Raw genomic sequence first — 17,722 nt, 5'->3', positions numbered from 1 at the left:
TTACCTATGAGACGCGTGTGAATCGGGTGTTGTTTCGGCGCGCCTGACGAATCGAATCGCCGCGTGTCCCTAGGCTGTTTGATCAGAGACTCGTCACTCGACTCGGAGAAGGGAGGCACCCCGACATGCCTAACTCGGTGCTGTGGGTGTTCCTGATCGTCGTCTGGCTGTTCGTGCTGGTACCGATGGTGCTGCGCGGGCGTCCGGCCGCGCGTACATCGACCAAGGCGGCCGCGCAGACGCGTGTCGTCCATCGAGGTGGCAGTCGCAGTGCGGCGTCGCGGCGCGCCGCCGCGGCCTCGCGTTCTTCGCGCGCGGAGTCGGCGGCCAAGAGACTCGCCGAGCGCCGGGCCGCGCAGGAGGCGACGAAGGACACGGAAGACGCGGTCGAGCCGGACGAGGTCGAGGTCGAGCTGGACGAGGTCGAGATCATCGAGATCGACGAGGTGGAGATCGACGCCGAGGATCTCGACGTCACCGACGACGTCGAGTTCGACGAGCCGGTCGACGAGGCCGAGGACGCGGAGGTCGTCGAGGCCGAGCTCGTCGAGGAGCCCGCCGACGAGAAGACGCTGCGCGCCGATGCGGAGAGCCCCCTCGAGGTGACCGACGTGATCGACATCGTCGACGTGGAGGTGGTCGACCTCGATGAGGCGCAGGCGGCACGCATCGAGGCGGAGGCGGAGGCCGCGGAGCTCGACGACGAGTCCGACGAGTTCGAGGACGAGTCCGACGAGGAGTTCGAACTCACCGCGGACGGCGACGACGTCGCCGGGAGCTTCGACGTGCTGGACGACGACGTCGAGCCCGGACCGGCGCCGAAACCGACTCCGCGGGAGATGCGGGGCACCGGCGGCTACGGTCGAGGCCGCGCTGCCGAGAACGACGAGGCCGCCTACCGGGAGCGTCGTCGTGTTCTCGGCGGGTTGACCGTGCTGACGATCGCGGCCGTGGTGTCCGCGTTCTTCATTCAGCCGCTCGGCTACGTCGCCGTCGGTGCGATGGTGGTCGTGTCCGCCGCGTATCTGGTGTTCCTGCGGCGTGCCGTCCGCGCCGAGCACGCCCGGTACGCGCAGCGGATGGCGCGGCAGCGCCGTCGTGACGAGCAGGAGGCACGAGTCGAGCGGGAGCAGGCCGAGCCGCTGTACGTCGCGCCGCCCGCACGTCTGCGACGCCCCGGCGGTGCGATCGTTCTGGAGATCGATGACGAGGACCCCGCGTTCGATCACCTTCCGACGTACGATTTCACCGGGTCGTATGCGCAGGGCTCGGAGTTCGACGACACCGACTTCGACGTCGCCACGCATCGCACGGCCGTCTGACGACACCAGGGAGGCATGGTCGCCGATGAGCGGTTCAGACGAGTGGTATTACCAGATCTCGACAGGCGAAGTGATGCGCGGCAAACTCGTCGGGGTCCTCGACCGGATGGGTCCGTATCCGGACGAGGCGACGGCGCGTCGCGCGCTGGAGATAGCGGCGGCACGCAACGCCGCGGCCGACGAGAAGGACGCCGACGACGACTGAGGCCGTAGGCTGGGCCGCGTGGCTCTGACTGATACACGACTCGTCGACGTCCTGGACCGGACGGTCGGTGCGATCGACGTGGTGCTCGACCTGCTCGTGGACTCCGACCCCCTCGATCTGAAGTCGAGGCGGAGCGGCTCGTGCTTCGCCGTCGACGCCGCCTCGTGGACGCTCGACACCGTCCGATGGCCCGGTACCCCGCGGTGGGACCGGTCGTCGGTCGACGATCGGTCCGACTGGTGGGTGGAACGGATCGGCGCTGTGACCACATTGGCGGTCGCCTTTCCGGGGATGTTCGGCGCGGCGGCCCGCGTGGTGCCGCTCGGCGCGTGGCTCGGGTATGTCGACCAGGCACTCGTCATCCGCGCCGTGGCACGCGAGCACGGGGCCGTCTCGCGCGGAGTCGGTGTCGTGATGCTCGCCCGGATACTGTTCGACCGGGACGTGTCGGAGATCGTCGCCGGCGTGGACGAACGGGTGGACGACGTCGACGACGACCCCGGGCTGGTCGGACGTCTGTGGGAGATCGGCTCCACCCTGTACGAGGTGTCGCGCTCGTTGGACTCCCGGCCCGGGCCGCCCCGACTGCTGCGCTGGGGCGCCGCCCTCCCGTTGGTCGGCGCTCCGCTCACGTATGTCGGTGAGCGGATGGCGTTGCGCCGCGCCGTCGATGCCGCGACCGGCTGGATCGCGAAGCATCCGGGCGTGGTCAGTGCGGAGACGTCGTCGCCCGCGTGAACCTGTCGGGGTCGTCGAGGGTTCACGTCCGCGTCGGCCCATGCGGACCGGACCCGCGTCGGCCACGGCTGTGACGATCGGGCCGGCGACGGTCCTACTCGCCGGCGGCCGCGACGGCGCCGTCGACGACGGTGACCAGTTCGTCGAGGGTGTCTCGGTAGGTGAGGTCGTGTGTCACCAGAAGCGTGGCGAGTCGTCGTCGGTGGGTGAGTTCGGAGATCAGCCGCATGATCGCCGCACCGCGGTCGCGATCGAGGGCGCTGGTCGGTTCGTCGACGACGAGCACCTCGGGTCGATGGACGAGGGCACGCGCGATGGCGACGCGTTGGCGTTGGCCGCCGGACAGCTGATGCGGCCGTTTGTCCATGTGGTCGGCGAGTCCGACGGCGGCGAGGAGTTCGACGGCGTCCTCGTCGGTGGCCGATCGCCGTGCCGGCGATGCGGCCCCGCCGAGCCGGGCCATCACCTGAACCTGCTCGCGTGCGGTGAGCGCGGGCAGCAGATTCGACTGCTGGAAGACGATTCCGATGCGCGAGCGGCGGAGTTCGGCGGCTCGACTCCAGGTCAGCCGCGCGGCGTCGACGGCGTCGGCTCCTGTTCCGATGAGCACGCTGCCCGCGTCCGGACGGATGAGGGCCGCGGCGACGGCGAGGAGGCTCGACTTCCCGGACCCGGACGGGCCGGTGATGCCGGTGACGACGCCGTCGGCGCACTTCAGTGACACGTCGTCGACGGCGGTGACGCGGTCCTGGCCGTCCGGAAAACTCAGTGTGATGTTTCGCAGGTCGATCATCGGTTGCTCCCGAGTGCGGTGAGGGGATCCGTTGTGGTTATCGGTCGCAGGGCCAGGGTCGCGCCAGCCAGCCCGAGGATCCCCAGGACGGCTGCCGGTGCGATGGTCGTCAGCGGTGTGACCGCGAACGGCAGTGCGCGTTCGAGCAGGCCGCCGACCACGACGACGACGCACAGTCCGATGCCGACACCGACGGCGAGCACGATCGCCGCCTGCCCGAGCGCGCCGCGAACCAGCGATCCGGTCGTGGCGCCGAGGGCGCGGAGAACGGCCGTGTCGGCGGCCCGCTGCATGGTCCACACGGTGAAGAACGCGCCGACGACGAGCGCTGAGATCGCGAACAGCAACACGATCATCAGCCCCAGCGAGCCGATCTCCGACGTGAACGAGTCGAGCGCCCGCAGACTCATGAGCGGAGTCCGCGCGCTGGTGCCGGTGGCCGTCGAGAGCCCGTTCCAGTCGGGGTCGCCGACCACCGCGAGGGCGGTGGGTTCACCGGTACGGCCCGTGCCCGCGCTCAGATCGGCCCAGGCACCGGGTGGGACGACGACGACCGGTGTGTGGCTGTACCAGATGTCGGGTCCGACCTGCGCGACGGTGAGTTCGAGGCCCGCAACGGTGACGGTGTCGCCGACCGCGGCGTGCAGTGATGACGCGGCCCCGGCCGAGAGCGCGATCTCGGCGTCGCCGAGTGGTCGAACGTCGCGGAAGGGGCTGGCGACCTCGGTCGTCGAGAGCGCGCTGAACACGGTGACACCGGTCGAGTCCTCGGCGTCGTCGCGACCGGCCCGCGACGGGGCGATACCGATCGGGGTCACCGATTCGACGCCCTCCGCGTGCCGCCACCTGTCGATCGTCGCGTCGCTGATCTCCGAGGTCGAGAAGCTCGCCTCGCCGTCGGAGGGCTGTTGCACCACCACGCGGTCCGCGGCGAGGTGGAGGATCGCCGAGACGTTCTGGGCCGCGAGCCCTCCGGCGAGCCCGGACAGAAATCCGACGAGGACCGTGATGAGCGCGACGACCGCCGCGACGAGTACGAATCTGCCGCGGGCGAACCACAGCTCTCTCCATGCGACGAACACTGATCTCCTTTCCTCTCACACGGGTACGTGTGAGTCTCGCCGTCCAGATTCGTCGAGTGCGGGGCCGTCGGGCATCGTCGGAACCGACGAGATCGTTCTCCGACTTTCGTTCGATGCCGCACGGTCGGTGCTCGCATAGGCTCGACCCGTGATGTCTGACTCCTCGCTCGACCCGATCCTGGCGTGCATGCGTTTCGGCCTGCACGCCCTGGTCGTCGGGCTCGCGGCGTTCGCGTGCACGAGCGCGTACGTGGACTCGTCGGCGACGGCTCCGTGGATTCTTCTAGCCGGGGCAGCGTTCGTCGTGGTCTACGTGGTCGGCGTGCGGACCGGGTGTTCGAGCGGACGCCGGCCGTCTCGCGCGGCCGGAATCGGGTGGCTCGTGGTCCTGACCTGCTTGTGGGCGGTCATGGCGATGCTGCGTCCCGAAGGCGCGTATCTCGTGTTCCCGTTGTTCTTCGTGTATCTGCGTGTGCTGCCGGGGATCGGCGGCGTCGGTGCGGTCCTCGCCGCCGCGGCGTTCGTCGTCTATGCACTCGGACGACACAGCGGATTCAGCGTCGGGGGTGTGGTCGGTCCTCTGGTCGGCGCGGGCGTCGCGTTGCTGATGGGCCTCGCCTACCACGCACTGGTCCGGGAGATCCGCGAACGTGAACGGCTGCTCCGCGAGTTGATCAGCACGCGTGGGCAGCTCGCGGAGGTCGAGCGCGCGCAGGGCGTCTTGGCCGAACGCGCGCGACTGGCCCGGGACATTCACGACACCGTCGCACAGGGCCTGTCGAGCATTCAGATGCTGCTGCGCGCCGCCGAACGCGATGCGCCGGAGACGAGCGCCGCATATCTGGCGATGGCGCGTGAGACAGCCGCGGAGAGTCTTGCCGACACTCGTCAGATCATCGGTGAACTCACGCCGAGCCGACTCGACGGCGGTCTCGCCGCAGCCCTGCGCAGGCTGGGGGTCGAGCAGGGCGAGCGCTCCTCGGTGGTCGTCGATGTCCGAGCCGAGGATCGCGATCTTCCGATGGACGTGCAGACGGCGCTGCTGCGCATCGCGCAAGGCGCGTTGTCGAATTCGATCCGACACGCGAACGCCCGGCGAGTCGAGGTCGTGCTCACCGGCGATCCCGACTCTGTGCAGTTGGCGATCCGGGACGACGGTTGCGGGTTCGACGTCGACAGCGTCGACTCGGGGACGCATGACCTCGGCTCCTTCGGGCTTCTCGCGATGAGAGAACGCACCGAGCAACTCGGCGGCGTGTTCGAGATCTCCGCACAGCGGTCTCTCGGCACGACGGTCACGGTGCGAGTGCCGCTGTGCGATCGGCGAAAGGTCGTGTCGTGATCAGGATCGTTCTCGCCGACGACCACCCCGTCGTGCGCGCAGGGCTGCGTGCGATGCTGGCCGGTGAGGAGTCCCTGGACATCGTCGGCGAGGCCGCGACGCCCGACGCCGCCGTCGCCGCGGCCGCCGAGCTCGCTCCGGACGTCGTCCTGATGGACCTCCAGTTCGGCTGCGCCGAATCCGGTGCCGACGCGACGCGCCGGATACGTGCGCTTCCGAAGCCGCCCGCCGTGCTCGTGTTGACCAACTACGACACCGACGGCGACATCCTCGGCGCGGTCGAGGCCGGCGCCAGTGGCTATCTCCTCAAAGACACCCCTCCCGACGATCTCACCGCGGCGATCCGCGCGGCCGCCGCCGGTGAGACGGCCCTCGCACCGTCGATCGCCGGACGGCTGTTGACCCGGATGCGATCACCGATGCCGAGTCTCAGTGCGCGCGAGGTGGAGGTCCTTCGCCTCGTCGCGGACGGAGCGTCGAACGAGACGATCGCCAGAACGCTCTTCATCACCCAGGCGACGGTGAAGTCGCACCTCGTGCACGTGAACACCAAGCTCGGGGTCACCTCGCGCACAGCCGCGGTCGCCGCCGCCCGCGAGGCCGGGATCCTGCGGTGAACCGCGTTTCTCGTATGTTGCGCGTCTATGACGTTCATGTGACACCGAGTCGTGTGACCTGGTGATTCGACGCGGCCGAGCTCTCGGAGCAGTCGGCGGGGCGTCCGGCGGTGGCAGTATCGCCTCATGCGATTCACACCCGGCGACACCGAGAAGCTCCTCTTGTCGGTGGCGGGCATGGTGGCCCGCGACCGCCGCGATCGAGGCGTTCTGCTCAATCATCCGGAGGCCGTCGCGCTGCTGTCGACATGGGTCGTCGAGCGGGCTCGCGACGGTGTCGGCGTCGTGGAACTCATGGAGCAGGGCAGGCGTGTGCTCTCCCGTGACGAGGTGATGCCGGGCGTCGCGGAGATGCTCGACGACGTGCAGGTGGAGGCCACGTTCCCGGACGGCCGGAAGCTCGTCACCATCCATCACCCGATCGACTGAACGGAGACCCAGTGGCATCCACACCGCGTACCGACGGACCGGGCGCGATCCGCGTCCGATCGGGCACGATCGAACTCAATCGCCGTGGGCCGGATGAGCGGATCGAGCTCGTCGTGGTGAACACCGGCGACCGTCCCGTGCAGATCGGTTCGCACCTGCACCTGCCGGACGCGAACCCCGCGCTGGCCTTCGACCGTGCGGTGGCCGACGGGTTCCGGCTCGATGTGCCGTCCGGGACCTCGGTGAGATTCGAACCGGGCGCCTCGAAGACCGTCGCGGCCGTCGCGCTCGCCGGCGCTCGTCGGGTGCCCGGCATCGCGCTGGGCAAGGAGCGGGCCTGATGGTGTCGATCGATCGCGGAACCTACGCGTCGCTCTACGGACCGACCGCCGGTGATCAGGTGCGCTTGGCCGACACCGACCTGTGGATCGAGATCGAACGCGATCACACCGTCGGCGGCGACGAATCGGTGTTCGGCGGCGGCAAGTCGATCCGGGAGTCGATGGGACAGTCGGCGAGATCCCGTGGGGAGGGTGCTCTCGACACCGTGATCACCAACGTGGTCGTCGTGGACTGGTGGGGAGTCGAACGCGCCGACGTCGGCGTCCGCGACGGCCGGATCGTCGCGCTCGGCCGTGCGGGCAACCCCGACGTCGCCGACGGTGTGCACCCGGATCTGATCATCGGCCCGTCGACCGACGTCATCGCGGGCGAGGGGCGGATACTCACCGCGGGCGGCATCGACTCGCATGTGCACCTGCTGTCGCCGTCGCAGGTCCACGAGGCCCTCGCGACGGGATTGACCACGCTGATCGGAGGGGGGACCGGACCATCGGAGGGATCCAAGGCGACGACGGTGACGCCCGGTCCGTGGCATCTGCGGCAGATGCATCGGGCGCTCGATCATCTGCCGGTCAACGTGCTGCTGCTCGGCAAGGGCAACACCGTGTCGGCGCCGGGCCTCGCCGAGCAGGCGCTCGGCGGCGCCGCCGGATACAAGGTGCACGAGGACTGGGGCGCCACGCCCGCCGCGATCGACGCCGCGCTGCGTGCGGCCGACGACTGGGGGCTGCAGGTGGCGTTGCACTCGGACTCGCTCAATGAGGCCGGATTCGTCGACTCCACCGTCGCCGCGATCGGCGGCCGCAGCATCCACGCGTTCCACGTGGAAGGCGCGGGCGGCGGCCACGCGCCGGACATCCTGTCGATCGCCGGGCTGCCCAACGTGATTCCCGGTTCCACCAATCCGACACTGCCGCACACGGTGAACACCGTCGCCGAGCACCTCGACATGCTGATGGTCTGCCATCACCTGAATCCGGCGGTGCCCGAGGATCTGGCATTCGCCGAATCGCGCATCCGCGCCACGACGATCGCCGCCGAAGACGTTCTGCACGACCTCGGCGCGTTGTCGATCACCTCGTCGGACGCGCAGGCCATGGGTCGGATCGGCGAGGTGATCACTCGGACGTGGCAGGTGGCTCATGTGATGAAGGCGCGGCGCGGCCGACTCGGGGGCGGCCCGGCCGATAATTCCCCGGCCGCCGGGAGCGGAGCGAGCGGGGCCGATAACTTCCCGGCCGCCGGGAGCGGAGCGAGCGGGGCCGATAATTTCCGTGTCCGTCGTTATATCGCGAAGTACACGATCAATCCGGCGGTCGCGCACGGCGTCGACCACGAGATCGGCTCGATCGAGCCGGGTAAGCTCGCCGACCTCGTCCTGTGGGATCCGCGCTTCTTCGGCGTCCGGCCGTCCCTGGTGGTCAAGGGCGGCACCATCGTGTGGGCGTCGCTCGGCGATCCGAACGCGTCGATTCCGACGCCGCAGCCCGTACTGCAGCGGCCCGCGTTCGGCGATGCGATCGGCGCGGATCTGTCGGTCTCGTTCGTCGCTCCCGCGGCACTCGAGGACGGGCTCGCCGACCGACTCGGGCTGCGGCGTCGACTGGCGGCGGTCCGGCCGACCCGCGACATCGGCAAGGCCGATATGAAGGTCAACGACGCACTGCCGAGCATCGACATACGACCCGACACCTTCGACATCGCGATCGACGGCGAACGCGTCACCCCCGCGCCCGCCGCCGAACTTCCGATGGCGCAGCTGTACTCGATGTTCTGATGAGCGCGCCGTCCCTCGTCGCGATGCTCTTGGCCGATGCGCGCCTGCCGACCGGCGCGCACGCCTATTCGGCGGGCATGGAACCCGCGCTGACCGGTGGGATGCCGCCGGACCAGGCGCGCGAACTGCTGTGTGCGCGGGCCGTGACCACCTCGCAGGTGGAGGCCGCCACGGCCGTCGCCGCGCGTCACGCCGTCCTGACGGGCGGTTCGTCGGCTGCGGTACAGGACGCGTGGGCCGCTCGGACACCCGCACCGGCGGTGCGCGATGCGTCGACGGCCCAGGCCCGCGGGTATCTGCGGCTCGCGCGCCGGCTGTGGCCCGAGCTGCCCGTCGGTGCGTTGCCCGCGCGGCCGTGCCGCGCCGTCGTCCTCGGCGCGATCGCCGCCGTCGCCGGCCTGCCCGCCGTCGACCTGGTGCGTCTGGTGATCTACGACGACGCCGCGACCGGGGCCGCCGCCCTGCTGAAGCTCGAACCGCGCGACCCCGTCGAGACCACGGGATGGATCCTCGACGCGTGCGCCGCGGCCGAACCGACGGTGGCCTCGCTGGCCGCCGTGACCGATCCCGCCGTCGTCCCGGCGGCGGGAGCTCCGCACAGCGAGATGTGGGCGCAGACCCACGCCCGCCTGAACCAGAGGTTGTTCCGTGCCTGACCACACTCACTCTCACACTCGCGCACTCCGGCTCGGCGTCGCCGGTCCCGTCGGCACCGGCAAGTCGTCACTCATCGCGACGATCTGCGCGGCACTCGCCGACGATCTGCAGATCGCCGTCATCACCAACGACATCTACACCGACGAGGACGCCCGCTTCCTCCGGTCGGCCGGTGTCCTGGCCCCGGAGCGGATCCGCGCCGTCGAGACCGGCGCCTGTCCGCACACCGCGATCCGTGACGACGTCACCGAGAACCTCCTGGCCGCCGAGGACTTGGAAGCCGACTTCGCACCGCTCGACCTGGTCCTCATCGAGTCCGGCGGCGACAACTTGACCGCGACGTTCTCGCCCGCCCTGGTCGACGCGCAGCTCTTCGTGCTCGATGTCGCGGGCGGCGGAGACGTCGCCCGCAAGGGTGGACCGGGCATCGGGCGCGCCGATCTGCTCGTGGTCAACAAGACCGATCTCGCACCGCATGTCGGCGTCGACGTGGCGCAGATGGTGGCCGACGCGTCCGATGCGCGGGAGGGGCGACCGGTGCTCGGGGTGTCTCGGACGGATGCGGAATCGATCGAGGCCCTGCGTGACTGGGTCCTCGGTGTGCTGACGTCTTACCGATCGGGTGCGCACGAACCGGTCGATCCCGGTCCCATGGCGCCGCATTTCCACGCCGACGAGGAGCATCCCGACGGCGGATACGTCCACACGCACGAGCATTGACCGCGCGGATCGCGGTCGACGCCGCCCCCGGACGCGCTCGCGTCGACCTGTCCGCGGCGGCCGGCACCACGGTGGTGCCGCGACTGCTCGCCCGGACCGCGACGTCGGCGCACATCGCGTTGGTCGCGGGCGGCGCCCTGCTGCTCGGCGGCGACACGATCGGTCTCGACGTGCGTGTCGGCGCGGGCTGTCTGCTCGAACTCACCGAGGTCGGCGGCACCGTCGCCTACGACGCGGACGGCGCCTCGTCGACCTGGTGGACGCGGATCATCGTCGACGAGGGCGGGACGTTCGTGTGGCGGGGGCTGGAGACGGTCGTCGCCGACGGCGCGTGCCTGCACCGTCGCACCGATGTGCGGCTCGCGGCAGGGGCCCGAGCGTTGATCCGCGAGGTGAGCGTCCTCGGCCGCAGCGGGGAGGCGGGCGGCAGGCTGGTGCAGCAGACGTCCGCGTCGATCGGCGACGTGCCGCTCCTCGTGGAATCGGTGGACGTGCGCGGCGATCGTCCGACGCCCGGTGTGCTCGGACCGCATCGCGTGTTGGAGTCGATTCTGCTGGCCGGGGTGCGAGGCGGTGACGGATCCGACGAGCACGTGATGGATTTGGCCGGGCCCGGATCGCTCGCGCGCCATCTCGGCGACGCGGTGCACGAGAGTCCGCTCGGGCCGATCTGGAGCTCGTGGCGCGATCGAACAGTAGGGGAGGACCGATGACGCAGCGGCTCGATGCGCGGGTTCGGGACCCCGGTGGACGCGGTGCCGTGGTCGTGATCGTCGCCCTGCATCTGCTCGGCTGGGGACTCCTGCTGCTCGCCGTCGTCCCGTCGGGCATCACGTACGCCTCGACCGGGCCCACCGCGGTCGCGGTCGGTCTGAGCGCGTACGCGCTCGGTCTCCGACACGCGTTCGACGCCGACCACATCGCGGCCATCGACAACACGACCCGACGGTTCGTCGATCGCGGCAGACCGGCGTCGACGGTGGGTCTGTGGTTCTCGCTCGGCCATTCGAGCGTCGTTCTCCTGCTCTGTCTGGCGCTGGTCGTCGGCATCGGCGCTCTCGGTCGCGCCGTCACCGATGACGATTCCACCCTGCACGAGGTGACCGGCGTGTGGGGTCCGCTCGTGTCGTCGGTGTTCCTGCTGCTCGTCGCGGCGGTCAACATCCGTTCGCTGCGGCGGTCGGGCGGTTCGGCGGGCGGCCCGGTGTGGCGGATCGTGAGTCGTGTGGAACACGTCGTCGACCGGCCGACGCGCATGTACGCCGTCGGATTCGCATTCGGTTTCGGATTCGACACGGCCACCGAGATCGGTCTGCTGGCACTGGCCGGTTCGGCGTCGCTCGGTGCGGTTCCGTGGTGGGCGGTGCTGACCCTGCCGATCCTGTTCGCGGCGGGGATGTCGCTGCTCGACACGGTGCAGGGCGCCGTGATGCGGCGGGCCTACACGTGGTCCCCGGACGAGGGCTCCCGGGTCGTGTCGTACGGCGTGCTGATGACCGGGATCTCGGCGGCCGTCGCCGTGTTCATCGCGCTCGTGCAGCTGTCCTCGGTGGCCTATGAGAGGTGGGGCTGGCAGGGTCCGTTCGCGTGGCTCGGCGGTGCGGATCTGGAGACGCTCGGCTTCTGGTTGACCGGGGTGCTCCTGGTGACCTGGGGTGCGGCGTTCGTGATGACGAGGCGGCGCATCGTGTAACACGCTCGACACCGACGGTTTCGGCGATGAAACGCGGGCGCCCCGTCGTGGTGACATCTGCTCCATAGGTTCGTCCTCACCGACCCCGATTGGTGAGGACACACATGACAGATCAAATGACGCGGGCGCAGGCCGCGGGCGGGCGTGAACGCGAGGCGCTGAACGAGACACTCGAGGACTACACGCTGCGGTTCGCGCCTCGGAGCTATCGCAAGTGGAGTACCGCCGTCGTCGCGACGTCGGCGCTCGGCGGCATCGCCTATCTCGCGGACTTCTCGATCGGTGCGAACATCGGCATGGCGCACGGCACCGGCAATGCGCTGTGGGGCATCGCGCTGTTCGCGACGGTCATCATCGCGACGGGCATTCCGCTCGCCGTGTACGCGGCGCGCTACAACCTCGACTTGGATCTGATCACCCGCGGCAGCGGATTCGGCTACTACGGATCCGTGGTGACGAACTTGATCTTCGCGTCGTTCACGTTCATCTTCTTCGCCACCGAGGGCTCGATCATGGCGCAGGGACTGCAGCTCGGACTGTCGATCCCGTTGCCGATCGGCTATCTCGTCTCGACGTTGATCGTGCTGCCGCTGGTGATCTACGGGATGAAGGCGCTCGCCAAGCTGCAGGTGTGGACGACGCCGTTGTGGCTGATCATGATGGTCGGTCCGCTGGTCTACCTGCTCGTCGCGCACCCGGACGCGGTCGGGGACTTCTTCGCGTTCTCCGGCGTCGACGCCGACGGCGCGCCGCGCGGCGAGGGGGTGAGCCTGGCCGGGATCATGCTGTGCGCCGGTGTGTGTCTGTCGCTGATCGCGCAGATCGCCGAGCAGATCGACTATCTCCGGTTCATGCCGCCGAAGACCCCGGACAACACGCGCCGGTGGTGGACGGCGGTTCTCGTCGCCGGTCCGGGCTGGGTCGTGTTCGGTGCGATCAAGCAGATCGTCGGACTGTTTCTCGCGGTGTACCTGATCGGCCACATCGCCGACGGCGCGGGCATCGCGAATCAGCCGGTGCACCAGTTCGTCGTCACCTACGAGGAGTTCATGCCGCCGTGGGCGGCGATGACGCTCGCCGTGATCCTGGTGGTGATCTCGCAGATCAAGATCAACGTCACCAATGCGTACTCGGGTTCGTTGGCGTGGACCAACTCGTTCACCCGCGTCACCAAGACCTACCCGGGGCGGCTCGTGTTCGTGGTCGTGAACCTCGGTATCGCCCTGGTCCTGATGGAGTCGAACATGTTCAGCTTCCTCAACGAGCTGCTGAACTTCTACGCGAACTGCGGCATCGCCTGGATCGTCGTCGTCGCGACCGACATCGTCGTCAACAAGTGGCTGCTGAAGATCTCCCCGACGGCGCCCGAGTTCCGCCGCGGCATGCTGTACGCGGTGAACCCCGTCGGCTTCGTCTCGGTGATCGTCGCCGCGGGCACGTCGATCGCGGTGTTCTTCGGAGCCTTCGGCGACGGCGTCGCACCGTACTCGCCGCTGGTGGCCGCCGCCCTGGCGTTCGTGCTCCCGCCGATTCTCGCGATCGCCACCGGAGGCCGCTACTACCTGCGCCGTACCGACGACGGCATCGATCTGCCGATGTACGACGAGCACGGCAACCCGAGCGATGTCAAGCTCCTCTGCTGCGTCACGGGCGTCGAGTTCGAGCGCCCCGACATGCTCGCCTCGGCGTCGCCCGCCCCGGACGGTTCCACGCAGTACATCTCGTCGTTGGCGCTGGCCTGCGACAAGACCGGGAAACACGTGCTCCCGCCGCAGCCGCAGCGGTGACTGGATGAGTGCGGGTTCTTACCTCTCGGCGGTAAGAAACCCGCACTCATCCTCGTCGGACGGCGCAGTCGGGACGAGAGCACGGAGTCGGCGTGCCGTCCCACCCGTTCTTGACGAAGAGCCGCCCCATCTTGACCGCCGTCGCGCACGCACGAACTGATGACTGTCCCCAGCCGAGTCGTATCGTCTGCAGATCCTGCTCGACCGCCGCGTCCAGGTCACGATCGAGATCGCGGTCACGAGCCCGCGCACTGTCATGGAACAAGCGGCCGTCGAGTTCGACCGCCACGCCGAGCCTCTGATAGAGCAGGTCTCGGAAGCCAGGCCGTTGGGTGTACGTCGGGGCCTGCCGTTCGGGAGACGGAAGGCCGTGCGGCTTCTCCACCTTGACGTAGTACTCGTGTTCCAGCGTTGAACAGGTTCCGTCGCGGACGTCTTCGAGCATGGCGACGATGAGAGATCGCCGTCGAAGGCGGCGTCGACGCCCCACCACGTTGATCAGACGGTCTGCCGTGGTCTGGCGATTGCCGATCGCAGTGGCCAGGATCGAGACCAATGCGATCTCGTCGTCCGCCTGTGCGGCGACGTCGACGACGGCGTCGTCGAATCGAACCCGAGGAGGTGTGAAATGCGCGTGTACATCGGTGTCGTACGTCCTACGATGGTGCACCACGACGCCGGGGCGCGCGCTCACGTGCCGGCCTGCCGGAACCGCGATGTGGATGACCTCGTCGACCGGGCCGTCGTTCGGCTTGCGGCTCGCGATTCGGATGGCCGATTGATGGCTGAGCGCAGCGGGCTCGGCGTCCAGCACAGCGGCCCAAGCACGCTGCCCCCAGGTCAGTAATCCGGTGTGTGTCACGTAGACGCCGGGATAGAGGGTGACCCACGTTCCCCGGCGCAACCGCCTTCGCACCAATGCAGAGTCGAGACCGCAGGCGAGGACCTGGCCTCGTGCGACGACGCCGTCTTGGTCGTTGATCAGTCGTGCCAAGTGACGAAGCTCTTGTGATTCCCCCATGCGGTGAAGTCTGCGTCGACAGTCCGGCGTTCGACAGATCCAGTCGAACGGCTGTGGATAGACTTCGAATGCAGATCGTTACCACTGGCGGGTAATGATCTGCACGTCTAATATGCGGTCCGTCCCGCAGGCCTCCGCGACGCTGCTCGCCGTCGCCGATTTGGCCTGCGACCGCGAGTTCTCTACACTGAACCAGTTGCCTGGGTGAACTGTGCCCCCGGGAGCTACAACTTCATAGCCCGTGGGTGCCGGCGAAAAGCCAATGGCATCGACGGGGGAGAAAATGCACAACTATCCACTTCGTGGAAGGCCCACCGGCGTACCGCATGCGAGAAATCGCAGGTCACCGCTGCATGGGAACCGCTACGAGAAAGGTTGACGGTCAACCATGACCATGACTGACCCGATCGCAGACTTCCTGACGCGTCTGCGTAACGCCAACTCGGCGTTTCACGACGAGGTGACCCTCCCGTCGTCGAAGATCAAGGTGAACATCGCCGAGATCCTCAAGCGCGAGGGCTACATCACCGACTTCCGCGTCGAAGACGCAGAGGTCGGCAAGAAGCTCGTCGTCACCCTCAAGTACGGCCCGAGCCGGGAGCGCAGCATCGCTGGTCTCCGTCGCGTCTCGAAGCCGGGACTCCGGGTGTACGCGAAGTCCACCAACCTGCCCAAGGTCCTGGGCGGCCTCGGCGTGGCCATCATCTCCACGTCGTCCGGCCTCCTCACCGACCGCCAGGCAGCTAACCAGGGCGTGGGCGGCGAAGTCCTCGCCTACGTCTGGTAGGGGAAGCGTAGAACAATGTCGCGTATTGGTAAGAACCCCATCGCAATTCCGGCCGGCGTCGATGTCACCATCGACGGCCAGGACGTGAAGGTCAAGGGCCCGAAGGGCGAACTGAGCCTCACCGTCTCCGAGCCGATCGAGGTGACGAAGGAAGAGAACACCATCGTCGTCACCCGTCCGAACGACGAGCGCCGCAACCGTGCACTGCACGGCCTGAGCCGCACCCTCGTCAACAACCTGGTGATCGGCGTGACCGAGGGCTACACCCGCAAGATGGAGATCTTCGGTGTCGGCTACCGCGTCCAGGCCAAGGGCAAGGACCTCGAGTTCGCCCTCGGCTACAGCCACCCCGTGCCGATCGAGGCACCGGAGGGCATCACCTTCGCAGTCGAGTCGCCCACCAAGTTCTCGGTCTCGGGCATCGACAAGCAGCAAGTCGGCCAGATCTCGGCGAACATCCGTCGTCTGCGTCGTCCGGACCCGTACAAGGGCAAGGGCGTTCGCTACGAGGGTGAGCAGATCCGCCGCAAGGTCGGAAAGACGGGTAAGTAGAAAATGGCTGAAGCAACTCAAACGACTGATAAGGCTCGTAAGCCCCTCGGCAAGGACGTGTCGACTCGCCGTCGCACCGCGACCAAGAACCGTCACTTCCGCCTGCGCAAGAACATCTCCGGTACCGCCGAGCGTCCGCGCATGGCCGTCAAGCGCAGCAGCCGCCACATCCACGTGCAGGTCATCGACGACCTCACCGGTCACACCCTGGCCGCCGCCAGCACCATCGAGGCCGACATCCGCGCCGCCGGTGGCGACAAGTCGGCACAGGCAGCGAAGGTCGGCGAGCTCGTCGCGGCTCGCGCCAAGGCCGCGGGCATCGACGCAGTGGTCTTCGACCGCGGCGGCAAGGCGTACCACGGTCGCATCGCGGCCCTGGCCGACGCCGCCCGCGAGGGAGGCCTGAAGTTCTGATGATGACCAACAAGATCAACGGAGGGGACATCTGATGCCCGGACGTCAGCGTGATGGCGGCAACGGACCCGCCGGAAACAACACCAACAACCAGGGCGGCAACGAGCGCGGCCGCGGCCGCGGCGATCGTCGCGACAACCGCGGAGGCCGCGACCGCGAGGAGAAGAACCACCTCGAGCGCGTCGTCACCATCAACCGCGTCTCCAAGGTCGTCAAGGGCGGTCGTCGCTTCAGCTTCACCGCTCTCGTCGTCGTCGGCGACGGCAACGGCATGGTCGGCGTCGGCTACGGCAAGGCCAAGGAAGTTCCCGCAGCGATCCAGAAGGGCGTCGAAGAGGCTCGCAAGAACTTCTTCCGCGTCCCGCTGATCGCCGGCACCGTGACCCACCCGGTTCAGGGTGAGGCCGCCGCCGGTGTCGTCATGCTGCGCCCGGCCAGCTCCGGTACCGGTGTCATCGCCGGTGGTGCTGTCCGCGCCGTCCTCGAGTGCGCGGGCGTCAGCGACGTCCTCGCCAAGAGCCTCGGCTCGGACAACGCGATCAACGTCGTCCACGCGACCGTCGCGGCCCTCAAGATGCTGCAGCAGCCCGAAGAGGTCGCTGCACGTCGCGGGCTGACCGTCGAAGAGGTCACCCCCGCCGGCATGCTGCGTGCACGCGCCGCTGCCGCAGCGAACAAGGGAGCATAAGCCATGGCCGAGCTGAAGATCACCCAGATCAAGGGCACCGTCGGTACCAAGAAGAACCAGCGTGACAGCCTGCGCACCCTTGGACTCAAGGGTATCCGCAAGACCGTCACCCGCGAGGACAACCCGGTGAACCGCGGCCTCATCAACGTGGTCCGCCACCTCGTGACAGTCGAAGAGGTTAAGTCATGACCATCAAGCTGCACCATCTTCGCCCCGCCCCGGGCGCGAAGACCGATAAGACCCGCGTGGGTCGCGGTGAGGGCTCGAAGGGTAAGACCGCGGGTCGCGGCACCAAGGGCACCAAGGCGCGTAAGAATGTGCCCGCCGGCTTCGAAGGCGGCCAGATGCCCATTCACATGCGTCTGCCCAAGCTCAAGGGCTTCACCAACCCGAACCGCGTGGAGTACCAGGTCGTCAACGTCGGCGACATCGCCCGTCTGTTCCCGGAGGGCGGCACCGTCGGTGTCGCCGAACTGGTCGCGGCCGGCGCGGTCCGCAAGAACCGTCTCGTCAAGGTTCTCGGCAACGGCGAACTGAGCGTCAAGGTCGATGTGATCGCTGACAAGTTCACCGGCTCCGCCAAAGAGAAGATCGCCGCCGCAGGCGGCACCGCCACCGAGCAGTAAGAGCGCGGTGAAGTTCTGATCTCCCCGGTCAGGCGAGCGACATGCCGGACATTCGTGTCCCAAGCAGTGCTCGCCTGACCGGTGGTGGTTCGAGGACTGTTAAAGTTCGTAGGGGCGCCCTGAAGACAGG

General features: G+C 68.4%; 22 protein-coding genes. 19 read left to right on the top strand and 3 right to left on the bottom strand.

Features of this window, described 5'->3' with window-relative positions; genetic code table 11:
- The first annotated feature begins 125 nt into the window (after window positions 1–125).
- The 3 genes from sepX to BKA16_RS21185 are packed head-to-tail and all read left to right on the top strand — an operon-like array spanning window position 126 to window position 2,265.
- On the top strand, window positions 126–1,322 hold the full coding sequence (sepX, locus tag BKA16_RS21195; protein ID WP_183372530.1) for a divisome protein SepX/GlpR: 1,197 nt from the start codon (window positions 126–128) through the stop codon (window positions 1,320–1,322).
- Between the two features lie 25 nt (window positions 1,323–1,347).
- The gene (locus BKA16_RS21190; protein WP_183372529.1) at window positions 1,348–1,527 is read left to right on the top strand and encodes a hypothetical protein; all 180 of its coding nucleotides are present in this window, start codon (window positions 1,348–1,350) and stop codon (window positions 1,525–1,527) included.
- A gap of 18 nt (window positions 1,528–1,545) precedes the next feature.
- The gene (locus BKA16_RS21185; RefSeq protein ID WP_183372528.1) at window positions 1,546–2,265 is read left to right on the top strand and encodes a hypothetical protein; all 720 of its coding nucleotides are present in this window, start codon (window positions 1,546–1,548) and stop codon (window positions 2,263–2,265) included.
- Between the two features lie 94 nt (window positions 2,266–2,359).
- Here the strand turns inward: BKA16_RS21185 and BKA16_RS21180 are convergent, their stop codons facing one another.
- Together BKA16_RS21180 and BKA16_RS21175 are read right to left on the bottom strand one after the other, a co-directional pair.
- Complete coding sequence (locus BKA16_RS21180; RefSeq protein ID WP_183372527.1) at window positions 2,360–3,058, bottom strand: ABC transporter ATP-binding protein; 699 nt, start codon at window positions 3,056–3,058, stop codon at window positions 2,360–2,362.
- Window positions 3,055–4,140: an FtsX-like permease family protein gene (locus BKA16_RS21175; protein ID WP_183372526.1), complete on the bottom strand. Its 1,086-nt coding sequence runs from the start codon at window positions 4,138–4,140 to the stop codon at window positions 3,055–3,057. Before BKA16_RS21175 ends, BKA16_RS21180 begins: the two co-directional genes overlap by 4 nt.
- A gap of 151 nt (window positions 4,141–4,291) precedes the next feature.
- On the opposite strand from BKA16_RS21175, the gene BKA16_RS21170 reads away from it, so the two are divergent.
- From BKA16_RS21170 to BKA16_RS21125, 10 genes are all read left to right on the top strand, one after another.
- On the top strand, window positions 4,292–5,482 hold the full coding sequence (locus tag BKA16_RS21170) for a sensor histidine kinase (protein ID WP_183373227.1): 1,191 nt from the start codon (window positions 4,292–4,294) through the stop codon (window positions 5,480–5,482).
- Window positions 5,479–6,099, top strand: coding sequence for a response regulator (locus BKA16_RS21165; protein ID WP_183372525.1), 621 nt, complete (start codon window positions 5,479–5,481; stop codon window positions 6,097–6,099). Before BKA16_RS21170 ends, BKA16_RS21165 begins: the two co-directional genes overlap by 4 nt.
- A 126-nt stretch (window positions 6,100–6,225) precedes the next feature.
- Entirely contained in the window at window positions 6,226–6,528 is a 303-nt protein-coding gene (locus BKA16_RS21160; protein WP_183372524.1) for an urease subunit gamma, read from the top strand.
- 11 nt (window positions 6,529–6,539) lie between these two features.
- Complete coding sequence (ureB, locus tag BKA16_RS21155; RefSeq protein WP_183372523.1) at window positions 6,540–6,869, top strand: urease subunit beta; 330 nt, start codon at window positions 6,540–6,542, stop codon at window positions 6,867–6,869.
- Window positions 6,869–8,647, top strand: a complete 1,779-nt coding sequence (locus tag BKA16_RS21150) for an urease subunit alpha (protein ID WP_183372522.1) — start codon at window positions 6,869–6,871, stop codon at window positions 8,645–8,647. The genes ureB and BKA16_RS21150 overlap by 1 nt, the downstream gene beginning before the upstream one ends.
- Window positions 8,647–9,303, top strand: a complete 657-nt coding sequence (locus tag BKA16_RS21145; protein ID WP_183372521.1) for an urease accessory protein UreF — start codon at window positions 8,647–8,649, stop codon at window positions 9,301–9,303. Before BKA16_RS21150 ends, BKA16_RS21145 begins: the two co-directional genes overlap by 1 nt.
- Window positions 9,296–10,024, top strand: coding sequence for an urease accessory protein UreG (gene ureG / locus BKA16_RS21140; RefSeq protein WP_183372520.1), 729 nt, complete (start codon window positions 9,296–9,298; stop codon window positions 10,022–10,024). Before BKA16_RS21145 ends, ureG begins: the two co-directional genes overlap by 8 nt.
- Window positions 10,021–10,737: an urease accessory protein UreD gene (locus tag BKA16_RS21135; RefSeq protein ID WP_183372519.1), complete on the top strand. Its 717-nt coding sequence runs from the start codon at window positions 10,021–10,023 to the stop codon at window positions 10,735–10,737. Before ureG ends, BKA16_RS21135 begins: the two co-directional genes overlap by 4 nt.
- Window positions 10,734–11,717, top strand: coding sequence for a HoxN/HupN/NixA family nickel/cobalt transporter (locus BKA16_RS21130; protein ID WP_183372518.1), 984 nt, complete (start codon window positions 10,734–10,736; stop codon window positions 11,715–11,717). Before BKA16_RS21135 ends, BKA16_RS21130 begins: the two co-directional genes overlap by 4 nt.
- A gap of 104 nt (window positions 11,718–11,821) precedes the next feature.
- Window positions 11,822–13,504, top strand: a complete 1,683-nt coding sequence (locus tag BKA16_RS21125; protein ID WP_183372517.1) for a purine-cytosine permease family protein — start codon at window positions 11,822–11,824, stop codon at window positions 13,502–13,504.
- 46 nt (window positions 13,505–13,550) lie between these two features.
- Here BKA16_RS21125 and BKA16_RS21120 read toward each other — a convergent pair whose 3' ends face one another.
- Complete coding sequence (locus tag BKA16_RS21120) at window positions 13,551–14,525, bottom strand: type IV toxin-antitoxin system AbiEi family antitoxin domain-containing protein (RefSeq protein WP_183372516.1); 975 nt, start codon at window positions 14,523–14,525, stop codon at window positions 13,551–13,553.
- A gap of 388 nt (window positions 14,526–14,913) precedes the next feature.
- Here BKA16_RS21120 and rpsH point away from each other — a divergent pair, with 388 nt between their 5' ends.
- The 6 genes from rpsH to rplO are packed head-to-tail and all read left to right on the top strand — an operon-like array spanning window position 14,914 to window position 17,592.
- The gene (gene rpsH, locus BKA16_RS21115) at window positions 14,914–15,312 is read left to right on the top strand and encodes a 30S ribosomal protein S8 (RefSeq protein WP_183372515.1); all 399 of its coding nucleotides are present in this window, start codon (window positions 14,914–14,916) and stop codon (window positions 15,310–15,312) included.
- A 15-nt stretch (window positions 15,313–15,327) separates the two neighbouring features.
- Window positions 15,328–15,864 carry a 50S ribosomal protein L6 gene (gene rplF / locus BKA16_RS21110; protein WP_183372514.1) on the top strand — a complete coding sequence of 179 codons (537 nt, stop codon included), beginning with the start codon at window positions 15,328–15,330 and terminating at the stop codon, window positions 15,862–15,864.
- A 3-nt stretch (window positions 15,865–15,867) separates the two neighbouring features.
- On the top strand, window positions 15,868–16,278 hold the full coding sequence (gene rplR, locus BKA16_RS21105; RefSeq protein ID WP_221246940.1) for a 50S ribosomal protein L18: 411 nt from the start codon (window positions 15,868–15,870) through the stop codon (window positions 16,276–16,278).
- Between the two features lie 34 nt (window positions 16,279–16,312).
- Window positions 16,313–16,966 (top strand): 30S ribosomal protein S5, encoded by a 654-nt coding sequence (rpsE, locus tag BKA16_RS21100; RefSeq protein WP_183372513.1) that lies wholly within the window; start codon window positions 16,313–16,315, stop codon window positions 16,964–16,966.
- 3 nt (window positions 16,967–16,969) lie between these two features.
- Entirely contained in the window at window positions 16,970–17,155 is a 186-nt protein-coding gene (rpmD, locus tag BKA16_RS21095; RefSeq protein WP_183372512.1) for a 50S ribosomal protein L30, read from the top strand.
- Window positions 17,152–17,592 (top strand): 50S ribosomal protein L15, encoded by a 441-nt coding sequence (rplO, locus tag BKA16_RS21090; protein WP_183372511.1) that lies wholly within the window; start codon window positions 17,152–17,154, stop codon window positions 17,590–17,592. Before rpmD ends, rplO begins: the two co-directional genes overlap by 4 nt.
- Window positions 17,593–17,722: the final 130 nt, after the last annotated feature.

Source organism: Gordonia humi, assembly GCF_014197435.1.
Lineage (GTDB): Bacteria > Actinomycetota > Actinomycetes > Mycobacteriales > Mycobacteriaceae > Gordonia > Gordonia humi.
Note: the sequence above shows the minus strand (reverse complement) of the source record. Positions and strands in the feature narration are given on the sequence as shown.

Bases quoted from the DNA above. Each gene is read 5' to 3' on its own strand.
- sepX (WP_183372530.1), top strand. From the start codon at position 126: ATGCCTAACTCGGTGCTGTGGGTGTTCCTGATCGTCGTCTGGCTGTTC.
- BKA16_RS21190 (WP_183372529.1), top strand. From the start codon at position 1,348: ATGAGCGGTTCAGACGAGTGGTATTACCAGATCTCGACAGGCGAAGTG.
- BKA16_RS21180 (WP_183372527.1), bottom strand. From the start codon at position 3,058: ATGATCGACCTGCGAAACATCACACTGAGTTTTCCGGACGGCCAGGAC.
- BKA16_RS21170 (WP_183373227.1), top strand. From the start codon at position 4,292: ATGTCTGACTCCTCGCTCGACCCGATCCTGGCGTGCATGCGTTTCGGC.
- BKA16_RS21160 (WP_183372524.1), top strand. From the start codon at position 6,226: ATGCGATTCACACCCGGCGACACCGAGAAGCTCCTCTTGTCGGTGGCG.
- BKA16_RS21150 (WP_183372522.1), top strand. From the start codon at position 6,869: ATGGTGTCGATCGATCGCGGAACCTACGCGTCGCTCTACGGACCGACC.
- BKA16_RS21145 (WP_183372521.1), top strand. From the start codon at position 8,647: ATGAGCGCGCCGTCCCTCGTCGCGATGCTCTTGGCCGATGCGCGCCTG.
- BKA16_RS21130 (WP_183372518.1), top strand. From the start codon at position 10,734: ATGACGCAGCGGCTCGATGCGCGGGTTCGGGACCCCGGTGGACGCGGT.
- BKA16_RS21125 (WP_183372517.1), top strand. From the start codon at position 11,822: ATGACAGATCAAATGACGCGGGCGCAGGCCGCGGGCGGGCGTGAACGC.
- BKA16_RS21120 (WP_183372516.1), bottom strand. From the start codon at position 14,525: ATGGGGGAATCACAAGAGCTTCGTCACTTGGCACGACTGATCAACGAC.
- rpsH (WP_183372515.1), top strand. From the start codon at position 14,914: ATGACCATGACTGACCCGATCGCAGACTTCCTGACGCGTCTGCGTAAC.
- rplF (WP_183372514.1), top strand. From the start codon at position 15,328: ATGTCGCGTATTGGTAAGAACCCCATCGCAATTCCGGCCGGCGTCGAT.
- rplR (WP_221246940.1), top strand. From the start codon at position 15,868: ATGGCTGAAGCAACTCAAACGACTGATAAGGCTCGTAAGCCCCTCGGC.
- rpsE (WP_183372513.1), top strand. From the start codon at position 16,313: ATGCCCGGACGTCAGCGTGATGGCGGCAACGGACCCGCCGGAAACAAC.
- rpmD (WP_183372512.1), top strand. From the start codon at position 16,970: ATGGCCGAGCTGAAGATCACCCAGATCAAGGGCACCGTCGGTACCAAG.
- rplO (WP_183372511.1), top strand. From the start codon at position 17,152: ATGACCATCAAGCTGCACCATCTTCGCCCCGCCCCGGGCGCGAAGACC.